This is a genomic window from Nocardia aurantia, from assembly GCF_009604425.1.
GTDB classification, from domain to species: domain Bacteria; phylum Actinomycetota; class Actinomycetes; order Mycobacteriales; family Mycobacteriaceae; genus Nocardia; species Nocardia aurantia.
This window is the reverse complement of the sequence record NZ_WEGI01000008.1, coordinates 62568-82996: the sequence shown is the minus strand read 5'-3', so window position 1 is coordinate 82996 and position 20429 is coordinate 62568. Positions and strand designations below refer to the sequence as shown.

Below are 20429 nucleotides of genomic sequence, written 5' to 3'. Positions count from 1 at the left end.
CGGGCATCCGCAAGGCGGACCACCGATCCTTAACCTGCCGATAAGGTTTCGAGCCGCCGAACAGCAGAAAGCCCGGGCCGCAACGCGGTCCGGGCCTTCTGCACGTATCGATCAGTCCTGGGCGGCGGTCACCGCCAGTACCCCGGCACCCGCCAGCACGCCGAATTCACCCAGCGGAGAGGGCACCACACGCAACCCGTGCAGGTAACTGACGCGAGCATGCGTCGCCACCGCCTCCTGCATCGGCTGCCACAGCGCCGAACCCGGTTGCGCCAGCAGGCCACCCACGACCACCAGGTCCAGGTCCATCAGGGCGGCCACCGAGGAGATGGCCCGGCCGAGCGCGGTACCGGCCCGGACCAGCGCCGCGAGCGCGGACTCGTCGCCGGCGCTCGCGGCATCCACGAGTTCGGCCGGAGTCGTTCCGCCCCAACCCTGTCCACGCGCCCAGCGGACCGCGGCCACGCCACCGGCGACCGCGTCCACACAGCCGCGGCCGCCGCAATCGCACGGATCGTCGAAGCCCGGCACCAGGACGTGGCCGATGCTGCCGGCGTTGCCGGTCCGGCCCACCACCGCGAACCCGCCGACGGAGACACCGCCGGTGACGTGGTGCGACACCGAGATCGACAGCGCGTCCATCGTCTGACCGACCGCACCGAAATTGCGCTCCGCCAGCGAGATACAGACCCCGTCGATACCCAGCCGGACCTCCGCCGCCGGGAACAGCTTCCGCATCTCGTCGACGATGCCGAAACCCGCCTGCCACTCGGCGATATCGCCGGGCGCGATGACCCCGGCGGACATGTCGATGGGACCGCTGGAACCGATGCCGACCGCGGTCACCTCCTGACCGGCGGCCGCCGCGAGCAGCATCTCGCGGCACTGTTTCCAGGCGCCGCGAGAGGGGGCGGGGGCCCGCAGGACGTCGTCGTCGTCCACGTCGTCGTCGAGCCGGCTGACCGCGAATCCGGCCGCGCCGATCTCCAGAGCCAGCATGGTCATGAAATACCCACCGTCACACAGTCCTTCACGTCGGCCGCGGCCCGGTCAGTACGCACCGGTGCCGGTGGGGCGCAGTGGGCGACCGAGTACGAGGTGCCGGCGCGGTGTGGCCGGGGCCGGCTCGACGGCCTCGGGCCGCACCCCGTGCCGGATGATACGCAGCGGGCGGCGGTTGTCGACCGAATTGGTCCGGTGGCAGTCGAGATTCTCGACCACCTTGCCCGCGTTGTCGTAGGCCACCCCGGCCCAGATCACCGCGCGGGGACCGTCGCCCCGGGCGATCAGGGCCTGCGCCTGCCGGCCGCACTCCGCGAAAAGCGGGCAACTGCGGCAGGTCTGGACGGCGGTGCGCCAGGAATCGGGGGTGCCCGCGTCGAGATCCCAGGTGTTGGGGCTGCCGGCGCAAGCGGGCTGCTGCTTCGACTGCGCGGGACGCGAGGCGGGAGCATGAGGAAGGGGCGCAGATGCGCGCGAGGGACGCGTCTGGATCGCCGGTACAAGATACCGAGTGGTGGTCATAGCCGTCTCCGGTGCCGAGGGGAACGCGCACGACAAACAGCGCATCCCGAAAGTCAGGCGTCGTCAGGGCTGCTCCACAGTCCCCGGTAATACCAGCGCTCTACGCCGGTGAATCGAACGGTAGTCCACCACGGGCAATGCGGCAACAGGTTCCGCCGTTATGTAACGGTACGTTGACAAACCCTTTCCGTACTACGTATCGTCATTTAACGAGTCGTTTCCCTGCGGCTCATTTTCTGCGGCAACACTTCGCAGCACTCGACAGATGGGGGGTGCACCCAGGTGGCGGAATACACGATCGACGAACTGGCTCGGGCCGCGGACACCACCGTACGCAGTGTTCGCGTGTACCATGAGCGCGGCCTGCTGCCCTCCCCCGACGTGCGCGGCCGCATCGGCTACTACAGCCCGGACCATCTCGAGCGGTTGCACACCATCAGCCGCCTGCTCAGCCGGGGCATGAAGCTCAACGGGATTCGCGAGCTGCTGGAGGCGTGGGACCGCGGCGACGGTCTCGCCGACGTACTCGGCGTGACCGACCAACCCCCCACCGCCACACCGCCGGACCACCCCGCACAGTCCACGCCGGAACTGCCCGGCTATCTGCAGGAGGCCCTCGCGGGGAGCGCCGACCCATTGGACGCCTATCGCCTGAACAATCCGCGCTGCGGCGACCTCGCTACCCGCCTGGTCGATTCCGGCGTGCCGATGGTGGCCGCCTTCGAACTCGTCGAGCGACTGCGGGCCGACTGCGAGCGCATCGCCGACGATCACGCGACCGAGCTGTTCTACCACCTGGCCGGCCACGCCTACGAACGCTCCGAGCGAACCGCCCGCGACCGCACCAAGCTGGAGACCGATCTCGCCATCACCCGCCTGATCGTCACCCGTGCGGTGGAGGAACTCGTCGGCCAGGCCTTCGAGCGCCGCGCCGAGATCCCCGCCCCACCGCGCGCCACCCAGTAGACCGCGACCGGCCCTCGCCGGCCCGAATGCCGGGTAGCCGTGATCAGGTCGCGCGAATGAACAGCCTTGTGTTCGACCGCAATCCGACTCCGCATGGCCGACTTCTGTTCAGCCACAATTCAGTGCGTCTCGGATCGGGGCCTGACCGTTGCGATTCGTTTCGGCCACAATTCGACTGGGACTCGCCTCCTGTTCAGGAGCAGCTCGATCGACGTTCGGCCGCACACTCCGCCGGTGCCCGATTCCAGAACTCGCCGCTTGCCGTGATCGTCGGCATTCGAGGCCCGCGGCGGCCCCACGGAACCACTCGCACAGCGGCGAAACAACCGCGCCCGCCTCGGGTTCGAGGCGGGCGCGGTTGTATGGCACGAAACTACCTGCGCCGCTTGGACTTCGGTGCGCGTTCCGGCTTGCCTTCGGTGCGGGCGGCCTCGCGGCGCTCGCGGCGGGTCTGCTGGCCGCCGTCCGCGTGGTGTGGCGCGCCGTACTCCTCGGCATCGCTGTGCACCGCGGCCCGGCCGCCCTCGTCCGGGCCCGAGTAGCGCAGGCCGCCGACGGTCGGGGCGTCGATGCCGCGGGCGCGCAGGGCGGCGGGGACGGCGGTGCCGTTGGGCGGGGTGGGCATCTCGTCGTCGGTGGGCAGCGCGGGACGGCCGGCGCCCGCGCCGACCGGGGAGCGCAGGCCCGGGTCGACCGGCAGGCCCGCGGGCTGCGGCGGCGCCTGCTGCACCTCGACCTGGAGGTTGAACAGGAAGCCGACCGACTCCTCCTTCAACCCGTCGAGCAGGCCCTGGAACATGTCGAAGCCCTCGCGCTGGTACTCGACCAGCGGATCGCGCTGCGCCATGGCCCGCAGGCCGATGCCCTCCTTGAGGTAGTCCATCTCGTAGAGGTGTTCCCGCCACTTGCGGTCCAGCACGGTCAGCAGCACCTGGCGTTCCAGGTTGCGCATGCTGCCGGGGCCGGCGAGCCCGTCGATCTCCTTCTCGCGACGCTCGTACGCCTCGTGCGCGTCGTCCAGGATGGCGTCCTGGAGTTCCTCGCGGGACAGGTCGTCGAATTCGCCGAACTCGTTCTCGCCGGTGAGATCCTTGTGGTTCAGGCTGACCGGGTACAGCGTCTTCAGCGCGCCCCACAGCTTGTCCAGATCCCAGTCCTCCACGTACCCCTCGGCGGTGGCGCCGTCGACGTAGGCGGAGACCACGTCCGAGATCATGTTCTGGACCTGGCCCTCCATGTCCTCGCCGGCCAGGATCCGCTGGCGCTCCGCGTAGATCACGGTGCGCTGCTGGTTCATCACCTCGTCGTACTTGAGCACGTTCTTGCGGATCTCGAAGTTCTGCTGTTCGACCTGGGTCTGCGCGCTCTTGATCGCGCGGGACACCATCTTCGCCTCGATCGGCACCTCGTCGGGCAGGGCGAGCCGGGTCATGATCGATTCCAGCGCGGCGCCGTTGAAGCGCCGCATCAGCTCGTCGCCCAGCGACAGGTAGAACCGGGACTCGCCCGGGTCGCCCTGCCGGCCGGAGCGGCCGCGCAACTGGTTGTCGATACGTCGGGACTCGTGCCGCTCGGTGCCCAGCACGTACAGCCCACCGGCGTCGCGCACCGCCTCGGCGTCGGCCTCGGCCTGTTCCTTGACCCGTTCCAGGGCCGGCAGCCAGTGCGCCTCGTACTCGTCGGGCGTCTCGACCGGATCCAGGCCCTGTTTGCGCAGCAGCAGGTCGGCGATGATGTCCGGGTTGCCGCCGAGCACGATGTCGGTACCGCGACCGGCCATGTTGGTGGCGACGGTGACCGCGCCGGGCCGACCGGCCTCGGCGATGATCTGGGCTTCCTGCTCGTGGAACTTCGCGTTCAGCACGTTGTGCTGAATTCCCCTGCGGGTCAACAGCTTCGACAGGTACTCCGAGCGCTCGACCGAGGTGGTGCCGACCAGTACCGGCTGGCCCTTCTCGTTGCGCTCGGCGATGTCGTCGGCGACCGCCTGGTACTTCGCCTCTTCGGTCTTGTAGATCAGGTCGGCCTGATCCTTGCGGACCATCGGCTTGTTGGTGGGGATCGGCACCACGCCGAGGCTGTAGATCTGGTGCAGCTCGGCCGCTTCCGTCTCGGCGGTACCGGTCATGCCCGACAGCTTGTCGTAGAGGCGGAAGTAGTTCTGCAGGGTGATGGTGGCCAGCGTCTGGTTCTCGGGCTGGATCTCCACCCCCTCCTTGGCCTCGATGGCCTGGTGCATGCCCTCGTTGTAGCGGCGGCCCATCAGGATTCGGCCGGTGAACTCGTCGACGATGATGACCTCGCCGTTGCGGACGATGTAATCCTTGTCGCGGGTGTACAACTCCTTGGCCTTGATGGAGTTGTTCAGGTAGCTGACCAGCGGCGAATTGGCCGCCTCGTACAGGTTCTCGATGCCGAGCTGGTCCTCGACGAACTCCACACCCGCCTCGTGCACGCCGATCGTGCGCTTCTTGATGTCCACCTCGTAGTGCACGTCCTTCTTGAGAAGCGGTGCGATGCGGGCGAATTCGGCGTACCACTTGCTGGAGGCGTCGGCCGGGCCGGAGATGATCAGCGGGGTGCGGGCCTCGTCGATGAGGATCGAGTCGACCTCGTCGACCACGGCGAAGTTGTGCCCGCGCTGCACCAGATCGTCCAGCGAGTGGGTCATGTTGTCGCGCAGGTAGTCGAAACCGAACTCGTTGTTGGTGCCGTAGGTGATGTCGGAGGCGTAGGCCTGCCGGCGCTCGGCCGGATTCATGCCGCCGAGGATCACGCCGACGCTGAGGCCGAGGAAGCGGTGCACGCGGCCCATCCACTCCGCGTCGCGCTTGGCGAGATAGTCGTTGACGGTGACGACGTGCACGCCGTCGCCGGAGATCGCGTTGAGATAGGCCGGGAGCACACAGGTGAGGGTCTTGCCCTCACCGGTCTTCATCTCGGCGATGTTGCCGATGTGCAGAGCGGCGCCGCCCATGATCTGCACCTTGTAGTGCTTCTGGTTGAGCACGCGCCAGGACGCCTCGCGTGCGGTGGCGAAGGCGTCCAGCAGTAACTCGTCCAGGGTTTCGCCGTCGGCGTAGCGCTCCCGGAGCTCGTCGGTCTTCGCCCGCAGCTGCGCATCGCTGAGCGCGGTGTACTCCTCGTCCAGGGCGATGACCTCGTCGGCCAGATGCGCGAGCCGCTTGACGGTGCGACCCTCACCAAAACGTAGCAACCTCGTCAGTGTCAGCGCAGGCACGGGTCTCGTCAGTCCTCTGGTCGGTTGTCGTCTCTTCGTGCTACTCCCAGCAGCAACGTTCATGGTAGTGCGGCTTCCATCGTAGGCGCCGAGCGCGCACCGGCGCAGGCGCCGGAAGCGCCGTCGCGGGTGCGGAACCCACCCGGTAACCCCGGACGGACCGGCTCCCGCTCCCGCGATGCCCACTCGCGGCCGCACGGCACGGCCGCCGCAGATACCCGCACGAGCCCGAACCGGCACCGGACGCGCCGGCCGCCGACGCCGAGTGTGCCACCGCCGAACCAGGATTGCGCCACCGGGGCATCCGAGCCGTCGCCGCAGGTGCCGGGCGGTGCCCGGTCCCCGGACTCACCGTAGCCGCAGCGCCGCCAGCCGCCATCCCTGGCGGCCGTGCAGCACCCGGGCGGCCAGTGCGAATCGCCGGCCACCACGTTCGTAACTGCCGAAGATCTCGGCGGCCCGCGGCCCGCTCACCGCCACCTCCAGCGTCACGAGCACCGCCGGGCCGAGCCGCCGCTCGACAGCGCCGAGACGAACCACCGTCGCCACCGCCGCCACCACGGTCGGATCCGCCAGCAGCGTCAACTGCGCCACCGGCCGGCGTCCGTCGACGACCTCCAGCACAACCCGCACCGCGCGCCCGGCGAATCGCCGGACCACGTCGACCTCGGTGCCGACACAGGCCGTGCCGCGGCCGTCCCGATTCGGCAGGGGAGGTCTCTCCGGCACCTCCGGATCCCGGCTACCCGCCTCGGCCGGGATACAGCCTTCCAGCACCGCCACGGCAGGGCCGTTCGATTTCGCGGCGGCACGACCGGCCGACTCCGCCACGGCGGGGCCGTTCGATTTCGCGGCGGCACGACCAACTGACTCCGTGGGGGCACGACCGGCCGGCGCTGCCGGATCTCGCCCCGGCGGTACCGCCGGGGTCCGGCGGGCCGGGGTCGCGGCGGCTGGGCACGCCGCCGGGGTCCGGCCGAGCGGGACCGAGCGCCGTTCCCGGGGCGGGAGGCCGTGCCGTACCGGTGACACGCCGAGAGTCCCGGAAACACCGGAGATATCGGTGACACGGGAAGATTCGGGCACGCCGCATTCGGACCGCTCCAGAGGCGGTTCGAATGCGGGCGCGGGCAACAGCGCGCGGGACGTCTGCCGATCGGACATCCACAACCCCCTCGGTGTGTCGACTCCCCTTGCGACGAACGGGCCCAGCTTGCCACCCGATCACGAAATGCCACAACTTCCCCGAAGGTCGGCGGACGAAGGCGTCGTGAGGCACGACAATGGACAGCGGTATCCGGCACGAAGGAGTCCGGCACGGTGATCACGAGGCTGACGCCGCAGGATGCGGCGTGCTATCGGCTCGAGTCGAGCCGCAATCCGATGCACGTCGGCTCGCTGGCGATCATGGGCGACCCCGACGACCCGGCGGGCGCGCCGCTGGACTACGACGGCCTGACCGGCCTGGTCGCCGCCCGCCTGCCGCTGGTCCCCCGCTACCGGCACCGGGTCCGGGAGGTCCCGTTCGCGCTGGGCCGCCCGGTCTGGGTGGACGATGTCCGCTTCGATCTGGGCTTCCATCTGCGCCGCGTCTCGCTGTCCGGCCCGGGGGCCGACGACCGGTTGTTCGAGCTGGTGGCCCGGCTGACGTCGCGGCCGCTGGACCACACGCGGCCGCTGTGGGAGATGTACCTGATCGAGGGCCTGTCCGGCGGCCGCCGCGCGGTGCTCACCAAGACGCATTCGGCGCTGGTCGACGGCCGGGGCGCGGTCGAGATCGGTCAGGTGCTGTTCGACAGCGGCCCGGCGCCGCGCGCGATCGCCGGCGACAGCTGGGCCGCGGCGCAGGAACCGGGCGAGGCGCAATTGCTGGCCCGGTCGCTGGTCGAGCTGGCCGGTCAGCCCGGCAGCGCGCTGGAACTGCTGTGGCAGGCCGGTTCGGACGCGTCACCGCTGGTCGGCGCCGCGGGACGCGCGGTGGAGAAGATGGTCTCGGCGGTGCGCGGCGCGGCTGTGCCCGGCAGTCCGTTCAACACGCAGACCTCCCGGCACCGGCGGTTCGACGTGGTGCGCACCGATCTGGCCGACTACCGCGCGATCGGCAGCAACGCGGGCTGCTCCCTCGACGACGCCATCCTCGCGGTGGTGACCGGCGCGCTGCGCATCTTCCTGCAGGCTCGCGGCCGGGTGCTGGTCGAATCCGAGGTACTGCGGGCGGTGGTCCCGGCCGCGCTGTTCGAACGGCCGCGCCCGGCCGAATCCATCCTGGTGGACCTCCCCGTCGGCGAACCGAATCCGGTGATGCGGCTGTCGCACATCCGGCACGCCACCACCGCGGGAACCCGGCGCCGGCTCGACACGACACGCCGGAAGCTGGTCCAGCTGCCGAATTTCGCACCGGCCAGCCTGCACGCGCTGAGCGTGCGCTCGGCCAGTACGTTCGCCGATCACACGTTCAATCTGGTGATCACGAACGCGCCGGGCCCGGCCCAGCCCATGTATCTCGGCGGCGCGCGCATGCTGGAGATGTATCCGGTGTCGCCGCTGCTGCGCAATCAGGCGTCCACTATCGGCATCACCGCCTACGACGGTCAGGTCTTCTACGGACTCAACGCCGATCGCGATGCCATGGCCGATATCGGAGTACTGTCCGCGGCGATGCACGAATCCATGGAGGAGATGCTCGGTGCCTGCGCCCAGTGAGGACAAGCGGTCCAACGGCGGCACAATGCGGGTGTACGTGCCCGCGACCGTCGCGATGCTGCGCGAACTGGTGACCGCGCGGGAGATCCGCGCGATCAACGACACCGCGTTCGCGGTCACACCCGCGCTGCGGGAGGCGTACGCCTACGGCGACGACGAGGAACTGGCCGAGGTCGCGATGAGCGAGGCGGCCCGGGCCTCGCTGCGGCTGCTTGCCCAGGAACGCGAGGACGCGAGCGCCGCCGACGCCGGACCCGGCGAGCCGGACGCGGAGGGAGAGGGCCACTACCACGCTCCCGTGTACCGCCGCGCGGTGATCGCCGCCGACGTCACCGGCGCGATCTCCCGGCCGGATCTGGACGCGGGCGTGGTCCGGCTGTCCGCCGCGATCGGCTACGACCGGATCGCCTCGGTGCACGTCGACCTCGCCGAGGCCGAACCCGAGGTGGCCAAGGCCGTCACCGTGATCGACGCCGCCGATCTCGGCAGCGAGGACGCCGAGTTCATCCTCGGCGACGCCGAGGACCACCAGTTGGCCTGGTACGCCACCCAGGAACTGCCGTTCCTGCTCGAACTGCTCTGATCCGGCGCCGTCCGCGACGGCGATTCCCCGCCGCGGCCACGTGATCGAGCTCCCTCCGCACGGTAACCTACGTTCCCGTAACCTGGTCCTGGAAGTCGCCCGTCCGGCACATCGCCTCCAGAGGAAATGAGCAGCAGCAGAATGGTCCTGAAATCGGTACACGGTCTCCGGGAGTGGCTGGAAGCCCCGGTTGCCGAGGCGAAGACGGCCGGTCGGACCCGGCTGAACGCGCTGCGCGGCGCGGCTGCCCGCATCACCACGCCGCTGCTGCCCGACGACTATCTGCACCTGGTCAACCCGCTGTGGTCGGCGCGCGAACTGCGCGGCCGGATCGTCGAGGTGCGCCGGGAGACCGCCGATGCGGTCACGCTGGTGATCAAACCCGGCTGGGGCTTCGACTTCACGTTCACCCCGGGCCAGTACATCGGCATCGGGGTGCTGGTCGACGGCCGCTGGCACTGGCGGTCGTATTCGCTGACCTGCCCGCCGAACTGGACCGACCCCGACAATCGCCGCAAGCGGCTCATCTCGATCGCGGTGAAGGCGATGCCGGAGGGCTTCCTGTCCAGTCACCTGGTCAGCGGCGTCCCGGTGGGCACGATCGTGCGCCTGGCCGCGCCGCAGGGCGGTTTCGTGCTGCCCGAGCCGCCGCCGGCGAAGGCGCTGTTCCTCACCGCGGGCAGCGGGATCACCCCGGTCATGGCGATGCTGCGCACGATGGATCGGCGGGCCAACATGCCCGACGCGATCCACGTGCACTCCGCCCGGACCGCGGACGATGTGATGTTCGGCGCCGAACTACAGGCGATGCACGACCGGCATCCGGGCTTCGTCTCGCACGTCCACCTCACCGGTGAGCACGGCAAGTTCGCCCTGGCCGAGCTGGACTCGCTGTTCCCCGACTGGCGCGAGCGGCAGACCTGGGCCTGCGGTCCGCTGCCGATGCTCAACGATATCGAGAACCATTGGGCCGCAGCAGGAATCGCCGATCGTCTGCATGTGGAGCGGTTCGAGATTCCGCGCTCGTCGGTCGGCGAGGGCGGCACCGTGACCTTCGCCCGCACCGGCCGCAGCACCACCGTCGACGGCGCCACCAGCCTGCTGCAGGCCGGCGAGAGCGTCGGGGTGCAGATGCCGTTCGGCTGCCGCATGGGCATCTGCCAGACCTGCGTGGTCGCGATCACCGACGGTCACGTGCGCGACCTGCGCAACGGAGTCGAGCACACCACCGGGGAAAAGGTGCAGACGTGCATTTCCGCGGCCGCCGGTGATTGCACACTGAACGTTTAGGTATCCATTCACCGAGGACCGTTACCCTCGAGGCGGGGCCCGACGGGATCCGCTCTCACGTTCGCACGGAAGGACCGGCCGGTGGCGATCACCGACATCAAGGCGTACGCGCATCTGACGGCGTCCGATATCGAGGCGCTCGGAAACGAGCTCGATGCGCTGCGCCGATCGGTCGAGCAGTCCCTGGGCGAGCGCGACGCGCGCTACATCCGGGGTACCATCCGGGCCCAGCGGATTCTCGAAACAGCCGGGCGCGCAACCCTTTTCGCCGGACGTAAGCGCTGGGCGTGGGTGGCCGGCACGGCCATGCTGTCGGTCGCCAAGATCATCGAGAACATGGAGCTCGGGCACAACATCAGCCACGGGCAATGGGATTGGATGAACGATCCGGAGATCCACTCCACCACCTGGGAGTGGGATATGACCGGCACCTCCGGCCAGTGGAAGCGCGCGCACAACTACTCGCACCACACGTACACCAACATCGTCGGCATGGACGACGACGTGGGCTTCGGCATTCTCCGCATGACCCGCGACGAGCAGTGGAAGCCGATCAATCTCGCCCAGCCGGTGGCGAATCTGATCCTGGCCGCGCTGTTCGAGTGGGGTATCGCGCTGCACGATCTGAAGATCGAGAAACTCCAGGCCGATGTGCCGCGCAGCAACCTGCTGTCCGAACCGAACAAGCAATTCCTCCGGAAGGCCGGCCGCCAGGTGGCGAAGGATTTCGTCATCCATCCGGCACTGACCGGACCGGGCTGGAAGCAGACGCTGAAGGCCAATCTGACCGCGAACCTGATCCGCAACCTGTGGGCCTACGCGGTGATCTTCTGCGGCCATTTCCCGGACGGCGCCGAGAAATTCAGCGAGGAGCAGTTCGCCGGCGAGACCCGGGCCGAGTGGTATCTGCGGCAGATGCTGGGCAGCGCGAATTTCCGCGCGGGCGCGCCGATGGCGTTCATGAGCGGCAACCTCTGCTACCAGATCGAACATCACCTGTTCCCCGACCTGCCGAGCAACCGCTATGCCGAGGTGTCGGTGCGGGTGCGGGAACTGTGCGACAAGTACGACCTGCCGTACACCACCGGCTCGCTGGGCAGGCAGTATCTGCTCGCCTTCCGGACCATCCACAAGCTGGCGCTGCCGGACCGCTTCCTGCGCCGCACCGCCGACGACGCGCCCGAGACCTCCTCGGAGCGGAAATTCGCCGGGCTGACCCTGCCCGCGCTGTCGGAACGCACCGAATCCTGGGCAGAACGCACCGAATCGTGGGCAGAACGCACCGAATCGTGGGCAGAACGCACCGAATCGTGGGCGGAGCGCACCGAGCAGTGGGCGGAACAGCATTGGCCGGGCATCGATCCGGTGACCGGCCGTCGCCGGGGATTGCGCTCGGCCATGACCGAGGCCCGATCCGCTCTCCGGGAGAAGGCGCGGCAGGAGAAGGCGGCCCTGCGCGAGGCCAAGCGGGCATTGCAGGAGAAGGCCAGGCAGGAAAAGGAGTCGTTGCGCGAGGCCGGGCTGGCCCTGCAGGAAAAGGCGCGTCGCGAGAAGTCGACGCGACGCCTGCGCCGGGCCGGGAATCGGCAGCGGAGCATAGCGCTCGGATCGGCAATCTTCCGGTACGCGGGTGGCAACGCTTAGGCACACTTCGGTCACGATCACAATGCGGTGTACGCCACAGCTGTGAATCGTTCCGGGGTCAACCTACGCCGCCGTAACCTACGGTAAGGTAACCCGTATGGCGATATCGGACGTGAAGGAATACGCCCACCTGACCCCGGAAGATGTGGAAGCGATCGGCGCGGAACTCGATGCGATCCGCCGCGAGATCGAATCCTCCCGGGGCGAGAAGGACGCCGCCTACATCCGCAATGTCATCCGCCTGCAGCGCGGGCTGGAGATCTCCGGCCGCGCGGTGTTGTTCGCGAGCATCTTCCCGCCGGCCTGGCTGGCCGGCGTCGCCCTGCTCGGCACGGCCAAGATCATCGAGAACATGGAGATCGGCCACAATGTGATGCACGGCCAGTGGGATTGGATGAACGATCCCGAGATCCATTCCGCCAACTGGGAATGGGACAACGCCGGCCCGTCCGAGCACTGGAAGATCACCCACAACTTCCTGCACCACAAGTACACCAATGTGCTGGGCATGGACGACGACATCGGCTACGGCCTGCTGCGCGTCACCCGTGACCAGCGCTGGTCACCCTTCTATCTGGGCCAGCCGCTGTACAACCTGCTGTTGCAGACGTTCTTCGAATACGGCGTCGCGATCCAGCACCTGGAACTGGGCAAGCTCGCGAAGAAGAAGTGGACGAAGGACAGCCCGGAGCGGAAGCAGTTCGAACGCGACCGCACCCTGGTGCTGAAGAAGATCGGCAGGCAGGTCACCAAGGACTATCTGGTGTTCCCGTTGCTGACCGGTCCGTTCTTCCTGTCCACCCTCACCGCCAACATCGCGGCCAATATCGTCCGCAACCTGTGGACCAACGCGGTGATCTTCTGCGGGCATTTCCCGGACGGCGCCGAGAAGTTCACGAAGTTCGACTGCGACAACGAATCCCAGGGCGAGTGGTATCTGCGGCAGATGCTCGGCAGCGCCAACATCTCCGGCGGCCGGCTCATGCATTTCATGACCGGCAACCTGTCGCATCAGATCGAGCACCACATCTTCCCGGACCTGCCGAGCAATCGGTACCGCGACATCGCGGTCCGGGTACGGGCCCTGTGCGAGAAGTACGACCTGCCGTACACCACCGGTTCGCTGCCGGTGCAGTACGCCAAGGCGTGGCGGACCATCATGAAGCTGTCGCTGCCCAACAAGTACCTGCGCCGCGGCACCGACGATGCGCCGGAGACCAAGTCGGAGCGTGCCTTCGGCGGCCTGTCGGTCCTCGACCCGGCCACCGGCCGGCGCCGCGGCCTGCGCACCGCGCTGCGGGAGCGCCGCCGCCGTGGCGACAGCGCCCGGATCCCGGTCGCCGCGAACGCGGGCTGATCGGTAACTCGGCCCGGCCGAGGGTATTGGTCACCCTTCCGACAAGCGGAAATGGCATTCTGCTTCACTGGTAGCCGTGTCTGCTGAAGGTTCGGAAATCTACGAGGTGATTCGCCGCCGGCGCGATGTGCGCGCCGAATTCACCGGCGAGGTCGTGGACGATGCCACGCTCCTGCGAATCCTCGACGCCGCGCATCGCGCACCCAGCGTCGGGAATTCACAGCCCTGGGATTTCGTCGTCGTGCGCAAGCCGGAGACGTTGCGGCAGTTCGCCGCTCACGTCGCCGGCAAACGCCGCGAGTTCCGGGACTCGCTGCCGCCGGAGCGGGCGCGCACCTTCGAACCGATCAAGATCGAGGGCATCACCGAGAGCGGTACCGGCATCGTGGTCACCCACGACGACGGGCGCGGCGGTCAGCACATCCTCGGCCGGGCCAGCGTGCCCGAAACCGGTTTGTACTCGACCATTCTCGCGATTCAGAACCTCTGGCTCGCCGCCACCGCCGAGGGGGTGGGGGTCGGCTGGGTCAGCTTCTACGACACCGCCTACCTCACCGACCTCATCGCGCTGCCGCCGGGCGTGCGCCCGGTGGCCTGGCTGTGCACGGGCCCGGTGCACGAATTCCAGCAGGTGCCGGATCTGGAACGGTTCGGCTGGCGGGATCGTCGCGCCCTGGCGGACGCGGTGCACTGGGAGAACTACCGGCAGTGACGAAGTGCGGGGCCCGGTTCGACCACCGGGCCCCGGACGGCACTACGCGAGACGGATCAATCCGTAGTCGAACGCGTGACGGCGATAGACCACCGACGGACGGTCGGATTCCTTGTCCTGGAACAGGAAGAAATCGTGGCCGACGAGTTCCATCTGATAGAGGGCGTCGTCGACGGACATCGGATTCGCCGGATGCACCTTGGTCCGGACGATGTGCCCGGGCCCGGCGCCCTCCTCCGCGAGCGAGTCGATCGACCCCGGCTCAGCGGCATGTGACGAATCCTGGGGGCGGACGGCGATCGTGTCATCGATCAGATCGGCCGTGGCCTCGGCGACCGAGACGGGCGTCTTCTCCCCGTAGTGCACTCGTCGACGGTCCTTGGTGCGCCGCAAGCGGCTTTCCAGCTTCTGGGCGGCCAGCTCGAGGGCCGCGTAGAAACTGTCGGCGCAGGCCTCGGCCCGGGCCACCGGGCCCCGGCCCCGCGCGGTGATCTCCACCCGCTGACATGCCTTGCGCTGGCGGCGATTTCGTTCGTGGAAGAGTTCGACGTCGAACAGATAGATCGACGAATCGAAGCGTTCGAGTCGCGCGAGCTTGTCGGCGACATGGACTCGATAATGGTCCGGAACTTCTACGTTGCGGCCCTTCACCACGACGTCCGCGCGTGGTGTGCGAGGCGGTTCGGCTGTCGGATGCCCCGCGCCGTCGAACGCGGTGGATTCCTCCGCGTCGATACGAACCGAAGGGTCTGCTTCTTGGACTGAAGGACGTGAAGTCGTCACGCGTACCTCCCGGATCTGGCCGCACTATCTGATCTCGTGCGGCGGGAATCATTCGTGCCGAATCGGCCGATTGCGATGATTGCGAGGGAGGTCCATCGTGATGACGCCGGCTGCCGCCTGGTCCCGCAGATCCAGTCCCACTCGTCTCGCACTGGGAACTCGGCACGAAGGTCGTTCGAGGCGCCACCTCCAAACTCTGGGTTCGGGTTCGCTCTAGGACCCCACGCTAGGCCCCCAGCGACCGATCCGCCAGTGTTCACGCAAATTTCTCCCATTCACGCCACGGAGGTCACCACAACGGCCCGGATGGGTACTCCGACGCCGGTCAGGACACGCACCGACTCGCATGCGGTGGCCCCCGTGGTGAGGACATCGTCGACCAGCACCACCTCGGCATCCGGGTGCCGCAGGCTCGTCGGCAGCGAACCGGCCGACACGATGATCCGCCCTGCTAGATTGCGCCGGCGCTGCGCCGGGCCGAGGCCCACCGAGTCCCGCACACCCCGGTCCGCCAGCAGCATCGGCGCCACCTGGCAATCGGTTAGCAAACTCGCGGCGACCCGCGCGACCCGGCCGACCGGATCTCCCCCACGCCGCCGCACCGCGACACGCCGGACCGGCGCCGGCACCAGCACCAACGGCCGCCCGGGGGTGCGCAGCGCCGCCAGGCCCCGGGCCAATTCCCGTCCGAGCGGCGCGACCAATTCCCGCCGATGATGTTCCTTCACCGCCACCACCGCCCGCCGGCGCGGACCGGCGTAGCGGCCCAGCGCCCAGCACGGCACCCCCGGATCCGACCGGGGCCACACCCGCACGGGTTGTCGCACGAGACCTTCCGCGCAGTCCGCGCACCACCCCACCCCCGGCCGCCCGCAACCGGCGCAATCCTGCGGCAGGATCAGATCCAGCAGTGTCCGCATCCGCCGATTATCGGGGCCGGCACCGACAGACCAGCTATTCGCGGCCATTCCCGCACCCGGTACCGAGCCTGCCACGAGGCAGCGGCCGGAATGCCCGGCGCTCCGCGATGGCGACCGGTTGCGTGAGACCCTTTCCGCATCGGCGTACTGCTTCCGAGCACCGAAACCCGGTCCCGCGGTCTCAGCCCGGCAGAACCGGGGTCGCGGTGGGTCCCAGGCCGGGGACCTCGCGCCAGATCCGTTCGCTGTTGGGCTCCGCGGCCTGTAGTTGCATGACCGCGCGGGCGTCGGCGATGTACTGCCCGTCCGGCGAGGCGCTGACCACCCGCAGCGGGGAGGTGAGGTTCTGGCTGGTCTCGGGATTGGGCTGGAAGCCGTCGATGTCGACGCGCTCCACCGGGTCCACGTTGCCCTCGCGGATCACCACGATGCTGTCCTCGGTGATCCAGTCCAGCGAGACCGCGGAGGTGCTCAGCGTCGCCGCGACCGGCAGGGGCGAGGTCAGCGCGTACTGCCCGTCGGCCCGCTGGGCGACCGTCGCCACGAACACCTTGCCCCCGGCGATCAGCGCCACCCGGGCGCCGGAGCGCGAGATCCGCAGTTCGGTGATCGGCAGCCGGGGCGCCGGGTCGGAGACCGACACCGGGACCGACAGCAGGGCGGAGATGTCGACCTCCTGCGGCGCCACGTTGCCGGTGGCGTGGTCGTGGACGGCCCGGATCACCCGGTCGCCGTCCACGACGGTCCAGGCGGCGCTGCCGTCGGCGGTCCAGGACGGCCGGGTGAAACCGGTGCCCTGCGCCAGCGAGAACAGGGCGTTGCCGTCGTAGGAGCCGATGATCAGGGTCCGCGACGGTTCGGGCGCCGGATGGCCGTTGTCGGCGATCGCCGCGACCAGTTGCCCGTCCTGCGACAGCGCGACCGATTGCAGGTTGTGCGCCGAGCCGAAGTATCCGGGCGTCGGAACCACCTCGGGCCTACCCGATTCCACGCGAACCAGCGAGCCGTCACGCACGGCGTGCAGCCCGATCTTGTTGTGTACCACCGACGGATTCAGATAACTCACATCGTTCTGGGACCAGCCGCTCGCGGCGAACCGATCGTCGAGCGGTTTGCCGTCGCCGGTCAGGAAGTAGGGGCCGAAGATCTCGGCGCCGTACAGGGTGAGCACCACCTGACCGGCCAGCAGTTCCCGGCTGTGCTGATCGAGGGCGGAGGCGCCGGTGAAGTCGATCTGCACCCCGCCCGGACTCACACCCGCCCCCTCCGGATCGCCGTTGGGCTTGGTGATCGGGCCGTGCACCGTGACCGCGCCGGAGAGCATGTCGCGCACCGCGGGGGCGAGCGTCTGCTCCGGGCCGTCCTGCAGCATCGACAGCAGCCGCGGCGCGAGCTGATCCTTGCGCAGCGCGACCCAGCGCAGATCCGGCACCACCGCGCTGCCCGCGGTGTTCGGGAAGAACAGCGGGTAACGCCGATAGGACTTGGTGAAGGCGGCGTCCTCGATGACCACGCCGGCGGGCAGTTCGTCGATCCGCCACTCGCCGCCGACCTTGGTCATGTCGAAGCGGTATTCGACGGAGGTGGTGGCGGCCCGGAACGAGCCGTCCGCGTCGAGATCGCCCAGTTTGTGGGCCCGGACGTGGTAGGTGGTCGAATCCATCGTGCCGGATTCACGCAGGGTGTCCGGCTGCTTCTCGATGATCACCGTGCCGGCGGTGTCGTCCCAGGACGAGGCGGCTTCGGGAGTCAGATACTGACGAGCGGTCTGGTGATGATTCGTGGGATCAGCGGTGGCCTGCAGGAAATCCCGTAACAGCGAGTCGGGCTCGCGGCCGGCCACCGGGGTCGGTGGCCCGGCGGAGGTCGGTTCCTTGTCGAGCGTGCCGAGTGCCTGCGGCGCCGACGAATCCGGCAGATTGGCGCACCCGGCGAACACGAGCAGGGCCGAGAGGATCACCCCTAGCCGAGTGCGGATGTCCCGGGATCCGGACCGCACTCTCATGACGCGTCCCCGGTATCGGTGCGCTCCGGGGTATTTGATCGGTCACCCCCGGCCGTGCCGTTGCTCGTGCCCGGTGCCGGGCCCCGAGTCGGGGCCGAGCCGTTGGAGTTCGAGCTGTCGGCGGCCTCCTCGGCGGCGATCTCGCCGAGCAGGCCGTCGTCGATCATGTCGGGGTGGCCGTGGGCCGTGTCGACATCGGCCAGCAGCTGGTGCAGCGGCGGGACCGCGTCCGGGTCGATCCGGCCCGGCCCCGGCTGCTGCGGGCGCGCGGTCGAATCCGCCTGCGCGGCAGGGGATTCGGTCGATGCGGCAGGGGTGTCGGTCGATGCTGCAGGGGTGTCGGTCGATTCCGGGGCCTCCGGAGCCGGCTGCGGCTCGATCGGCTGCCGGCGCCGCGGCGGTTCCAGCGGCAGCGGGCTGTTGCCCAGTTTGCGGCCCCGCACCATCGGCAGGGTCAGCCGGAAGCTGGCGCCGACGCCGGGTTCGCCCCACGCCTCCAGCTTGCCCTCGTGCAGATGCGCGTCCTCGACACTGATCGACAGGCCCAGGCCGGTACCGCCGGACCGCCGCATTCGCGACGGATCCGACCGCCAGAACCGGTTGAACACCAACTTCTCCTCACCGGGCCGCAACCCGATACCCTGATCCCGCACCACGATCCCCACCGCGTTGGCGTCGGCGTCCCCGCGCATGCGGATCAGCACCGGTTTGCCCTCGCTGTGGTCGATCGCGTTGGCCAGCAGGTTGCGCAGCACGCGTTCCACGCGGCGCGGATCAACCTCCGCGACCACCGGCTCCTCCGGCAGGTCGACCACGAGTTCGACGCCGGACTCCTTGGCCAGATGCCGCACCATCGACAACGCGGCACGGCCGCACATCCGCACGTCCAGCGATTCCACCTGGAGTTCGGCCACGCCGGCGTCATGGCGGCTGATCTCCAGCAGGTCGTTGAGCAGGCCCTCGAACCGGTCCAGTTCGGTGACCAGCAATTCGGCGCTGCGGGCCAGGGCCGGATCGAGTTCGTCGCTCGAGCCGTGGATCAGGTCGGCGGCCATCCGGACGGTGGTCAGCGGGGTGCGCAGTTCGTGGCTGACGTCGGAGGTGAAGCGGCGCTGCAGGTTACCGAACTCCTCCAGCTGGGTGATCTGCGTGGACAGGCTCTCGGCCATCTCGTTGAACGACATCGCCAATCTGGCCATGTCGTCCTCACCGCGGACCACCATCCGTTCCTTGAGGCGGCCGTCGGCGAATCGGGTCGCGATCCGGGCCGCGGACCGGATGGGCAGCACCACCTGCCGGGTGACCAGCGCGGTGATCGCGGCGAGCAGCACCAGCAGCACGACACCGCCGACCAGCATGGTGCCGTGCATCAGCGAGAGGCTGCGTTCCTCGTTGGTCAGCGGGAAGATCAGGTAGACCTCGAGCGTGGAGACCTGTGCGCTCGGACTGCCGATCAGCAGCACCGGCCCGTGGTAACCCTCCGCGTCGGACACCGTCGCGAACTGGTAGCTGACCTGGTTCTGCTGGACGAACCGGCGCAACTCCGCCGGGATCTCCTGGGTCGGGCCGGCGGTGATCTCCTGCCCGTTGTCGTTGGTCATGAGCAGCGCGGCGTCGAAACTGCCGGCCGCGGCGCTGCCGGCCTGCGGGCTGGAGCCCGAGGACAGCGCGCGCAGGGCATCGTCCAGCCGGGACTGCTGGGTGCTCGAATCGTGCACGCCGTTGAGCTGGGTCTCCACCGTGCTGCGGGCACGGCCCATCTCCTCGACGGCCGCGTTGATCTTCGCGTCCAGCAGCCGATCGGTGATCTGGCTGGTCAGAACCACGCCCAGGATCACGATGACGATCAGTGACAGGGTGAGCGTGGAGACGACGACGCGCAGTTGCAGCGACCGTCGCCAAACGTGGCCCAGGGACTCGCCCACGGACTTGAACCAGGCCACCGCTGCCGCCAGTAACCGCTCGAGGCGGTTTCTGGGTGCAGCGATCACGGCGGTCCGGCCTTGTAACCGACACCCCGGACGGTCAGCACGATCTCGGGGTTCTCCGGATCCTTCTCGACCTTGGCACGCAGCCGCTGAACATGGACATTGACCAGGCGGGTGTCGGCGGCGTGCCGGTAACCCCAGACCTGTTCCAGCAACACCTCACGGGTGAAGACCTGGCGTGGCTTACGGGCCAGCGCCACCAACAGGTCGAACTCCAGCGGGGTCAGCGAGATCTGCTGACCGGCGCGAGTGACCTTGTGCGCGGGCACGTCGATGACGATGTCCGCGATGGACAGCAGCTCGGCCGGCTCCTCCTCGGTCCGGCGCAACCGCGCCCGGACCCGGGCCACCAGCTCCTTCGGCTTGAACGGCTTGACGATGTAGTCGTCGGCCCCCGACTCCAGGCCGAGCACGACGTCCACCGTGTCCGTCTTCGCCGTCAGCATCACGATCGGCACGCCCGAATCGGCGCGCAACACCCGGCAGACATCGATGCCGTTCATGCCCGGCAGCATCAGATCCAGCAACACCAGATCCGGGCGAATCTCCCGGACCGCGCTGAGCGCCTGCGTGCCGTCGCCGACCACGTGCGGGTCGAAACCCTCGCCGCGCAAGACGATCGTGAGCATCTCGGCGAGCGCCATATCGTCGTCGACGACGAGAATCTTCGGCTTCATAACTACTATGTTGTCATCTCTCCGGCTCGGAACGGG

General features: G+C 68.8%; 16 protein-coding genes. 7 read left to right on the top strand and 9 right to left on the bottom strand.

Annotation, left to right across the window (positions count from 1 at the left end; genetic code table 11):
• Nucleotides 1–111: 111 nt before the first annotated feature.
• Both NRB56_RS18855 and NRB56_RS18850 read right to left on the bottom strand, forming a co-directional pair.
• Nucleotides 112–1005 carry an ROK family protein gene (locus NRB56_RS18855; protein WP_153344004.1) on the bottom strand — a complete coding sequence of 298 codons (894 nt, stop codon included), beginning with the start codon at nt 1003–1005 and terminating at the stop codon, nt 112–114.
• 45 nt (nt 1006–1050) lie between these two features.
• Nucleotides 1051–1524, bottom strand: a complete 474-nt coding sequence (locus NRB56_RS18850; protein ID WP_153344002.1) for a hypothetical protein — start codon at nt 1522–1524, stop codon at nt 1051–1053.
• Nucleotides 1525–1806: 282 nt separating this feature from the next.
• Between NRB56_RS18850 and NRB56_RS18845 the strand changes: the two genes are divergently transcribed.
• On the top strand, nt 1807–2490 hold the full coding sequence (locus tag NRB56_RS18845; RefSeq protein WP_319943198.1) for a MerR family transcriptional regulator: 684 nt from the start codon (nt 1807–1809) through the stop codon (nt 2488–2490).
• A 373-nt stretch (nt 2491–2863) separates the two neighbouring features.
• On the opposite strand, the gene secA is transcribed toward NRB56_RS18845, so the two are convergent.
• Together secA and NRB56_RS18835 are read right to left on the bottom strand one after the other, a co-directional pair.
• On the bottom strand, nt 2864–5731 hold the full coding sequence (gene secA / locus NRB56_RS18840) for a preprotein translocase subunit SecA (RefSeq protein ID WP_319943197.1): 2868 nt from the start codon (nt 5729–5731) through the stop codon (nt 2864–2866).
• Between the two features lie 348 nt (nt 5732–6079).
• Nucleotides 6080–6514, bottom strand: coding sequence for an Rv3235 family protein (locus NRB56_RS18835; RefSeq protein WP_153344000.1), 435 nt, complete (start codon nt 6512–6514; stop codon nt 6080–6082).
• Nucleotides 6515–7051: 537 nt separating this feature from the next.
• On the opposite strand from NRB56_RS18835, the gene NRB56_RS18830 reads away from it, so the two are divergent.
• The 6 genes from NRB56_RS18830 (at nt 7052) to bluB (ending at nt 14020) form a co-directional block, all read left to right on the top strand.
• Nucleotides 7052–8434 carry a WS/DGAT/MGAT family O-acyltransferase gene (locus NRB56_RS18830; RefSeq protein ID WP_319943196.1) on the top strand — a complete coding sequence of 461 codons (1383 nt, stop codon included), beginning with the start codon at nt 7052–7054 and terminating at the stop codon, nt 8432–8434.
• A 25-nt stretch (nt 8435–8459) separates the two neighbouring features.
• Nucleotides 8460–9017 (top strand): DUF6912 family protein, encoded by a 558-nt coding sequence (locus NRB56_RS18825; RefSeq protein WP_153344427.1) that lies wholly within the window; start codon nt 8460–8462, stop codon nt 9015–9017.
• Nucleotides 9018–9158: 141 nt separating this feature from the next.
• Nucleotides 9159–10307, top strand: coding sequence for a ferredoxin reductase (locus tag NRB56_RS18820; RefSeq protein ID WP_153344423.1), 1149 nt, complete (start codon nt 9159–9161; stop codon nt 10305–10307).
• Nucleotides 10308–10388: 81 nt separating this feature from the next.
• Nucleotides 10389–11951, top strand: coding sequence for a fatty acid desaturase (locus NRB56_RS18815; protein WP_319943195.1), 1563 nt, complete (start codon nt 10389–10391; stop codon nt 11949–11951).
• 97 nt (nt 11952–12048) lie between these two features.
• Nucleotides 12049–13308, top strand: a complete 1260-nt coding sequence (locus tag NRB56_RS18810) for a fatty acid desaturase family protein (protein WP_153343998.1) — start codon at nt 12049–12051, stop codon at nt 13306–13308.
• A gap of 76 nt (nt 13309–13384) precedes the next feature.
• On the top strand, nt 13385–14020 hold the full coding sequence (gene bluB / locus NRB56_RS18805; RefSeq protein WP_319943194.1) for a 5,6-dimethylbenzimidazole synthase: 636 nt from the start codon (nt 13385–13387) through the stop codon (nt 14018–14020).
• Between the two features lie 42 nt (nt 14021–14062).
• Here the strand turns inward: bluB and hpf are convergent, their stop codons facing one another.
• The 5 genes from hpf to mtrA all read right to left on the bottom strand — a co-directional run bounded on the left by hpf (nt 14063) and on the right by mtrA (nt 20393).
• Nucleotides 14063–14755, bottom strand: a complete 693-nt coding sequence (gene hpf / locus NRB56_RS18800; protein ID WP_406603506.1) for a ribosome hibernation-promoting factor, HPF/YfiA family — start codon at nt 14753–14755, stop codon at nt 14063–14065.
• 323 nt (nt 14756–15078) lie between these two features.
• The gene (locus NRB56_RS18795; protein ID WP_153343994.1) at nt 15079–15723 is read right to left on the bottom strand and encodes a ComF family protein; all 645 of its coding nucleotides are present in this window, start codon (nt 15721–15723) and stop codon (nt 15079–15081) included.
• Nucleotides 15724–15904: 181 nt separating this feature from the next.
• Nucleotides 15905–17728, bottom strand: a complete 1824-nt coding sequence (gene lpqB / locus NRB56_RS18790) for an MtrAB system accessory lipoprotein LpqB (protein ID WP_153343992.1) — start codon at nt 17726–17728, stop codon at nt 15905–15907.
• Nucleotides 17725–19719, bottom strand: coding sequence for an MtrAB system histidine kinase MtrB (gene mtrB / locus NRB56_RS18785; protein ID WP_319943192.1), 1995 nt, complete (start codon nt 19717–19719; stop codon nt 17725–17727). The genes lpqB and mtrB overlap by 4 nt, the downstream gene beginning before the upstream one ends.
• Nucleotides 19716–20393, bottom strand: coding sequence for an MtrAB system response regulator MtrA (gene mtrA / locus NRB56_RS18780; protein ID WP_019930985.1), 678 nt, complete (start codon nt 20391–20393; stop codon nt 19716–19718). The genes mtrB and mtrA overlap by 4 nt, the downstream gene beginning before the upstream one ends.
• Between the last annotated feature and the right edge of the window lie 36 nt (nt 20394–20429).

What these genes read in the sequence shown, in the direction of transcription:
- mtrA (WP_019930985.1), bottom strand. Translation starts at nt 20,393, where the DNA reads ATGAAGCCGAAGATTCTCGTCGTCGACGACGATATGGCGCTCGCCGAG.
- lpqB (WP_153343992.1), bottom strand. Translation starts at nt 17,728, where the DNA reads ATGAGAGTGCGGTCCGGATCCCGGGACATCCGCACTCGGCTAGGGGTG.
- NRB56_RS18795 (WP_153343994.1), bottom strand. Translation starts at nt 15,723, where the DNA reads ATGCGGACACTGCTGGATCTGATCCTGCCGCAGGATTGCGCCGGTTGC.
- NRB56_RS18820 (WP_153344423.1), top strand. Translation starts at nt 9,159, where the DNA reads ATGGTCCTGAAATCGGTACACGGTCTCCGGGAGTGGCTGGAAGCCCCG.
- NRB56_RS18855 (WP_153344004.1), bottom strand. Translation starts at nt 1,005, where the DNA reads ATGACCATGCTGGCTCTGGAGATCGGCGCGGCCGGATTCGCGGTCAGC.
- NRB56_RS18825 (WP_153344427.1), top strand. Translation starts at nt 8,460, where the DNA reads ATGCGGGTGTACGTGCCCGCGACCGTCGCGATGCTGCGCGAACTGGTG.
- NRB56_RS18850 (WP_153344002.1), bottom strand. Translation starts at nt 1,524, where the DNA reads ATGACCACCACTCGGTATCTTGTACCGGCGATCCAGACGCGTCCCTCG.
- NRB56_RS18810 (WP_153343998.1), top strand. Translation starts at nt 12,049, where the DNA reads ATGGCGATATCGGACGTGAAGGAATACGCCCACCTGACCCCGGAAGAT.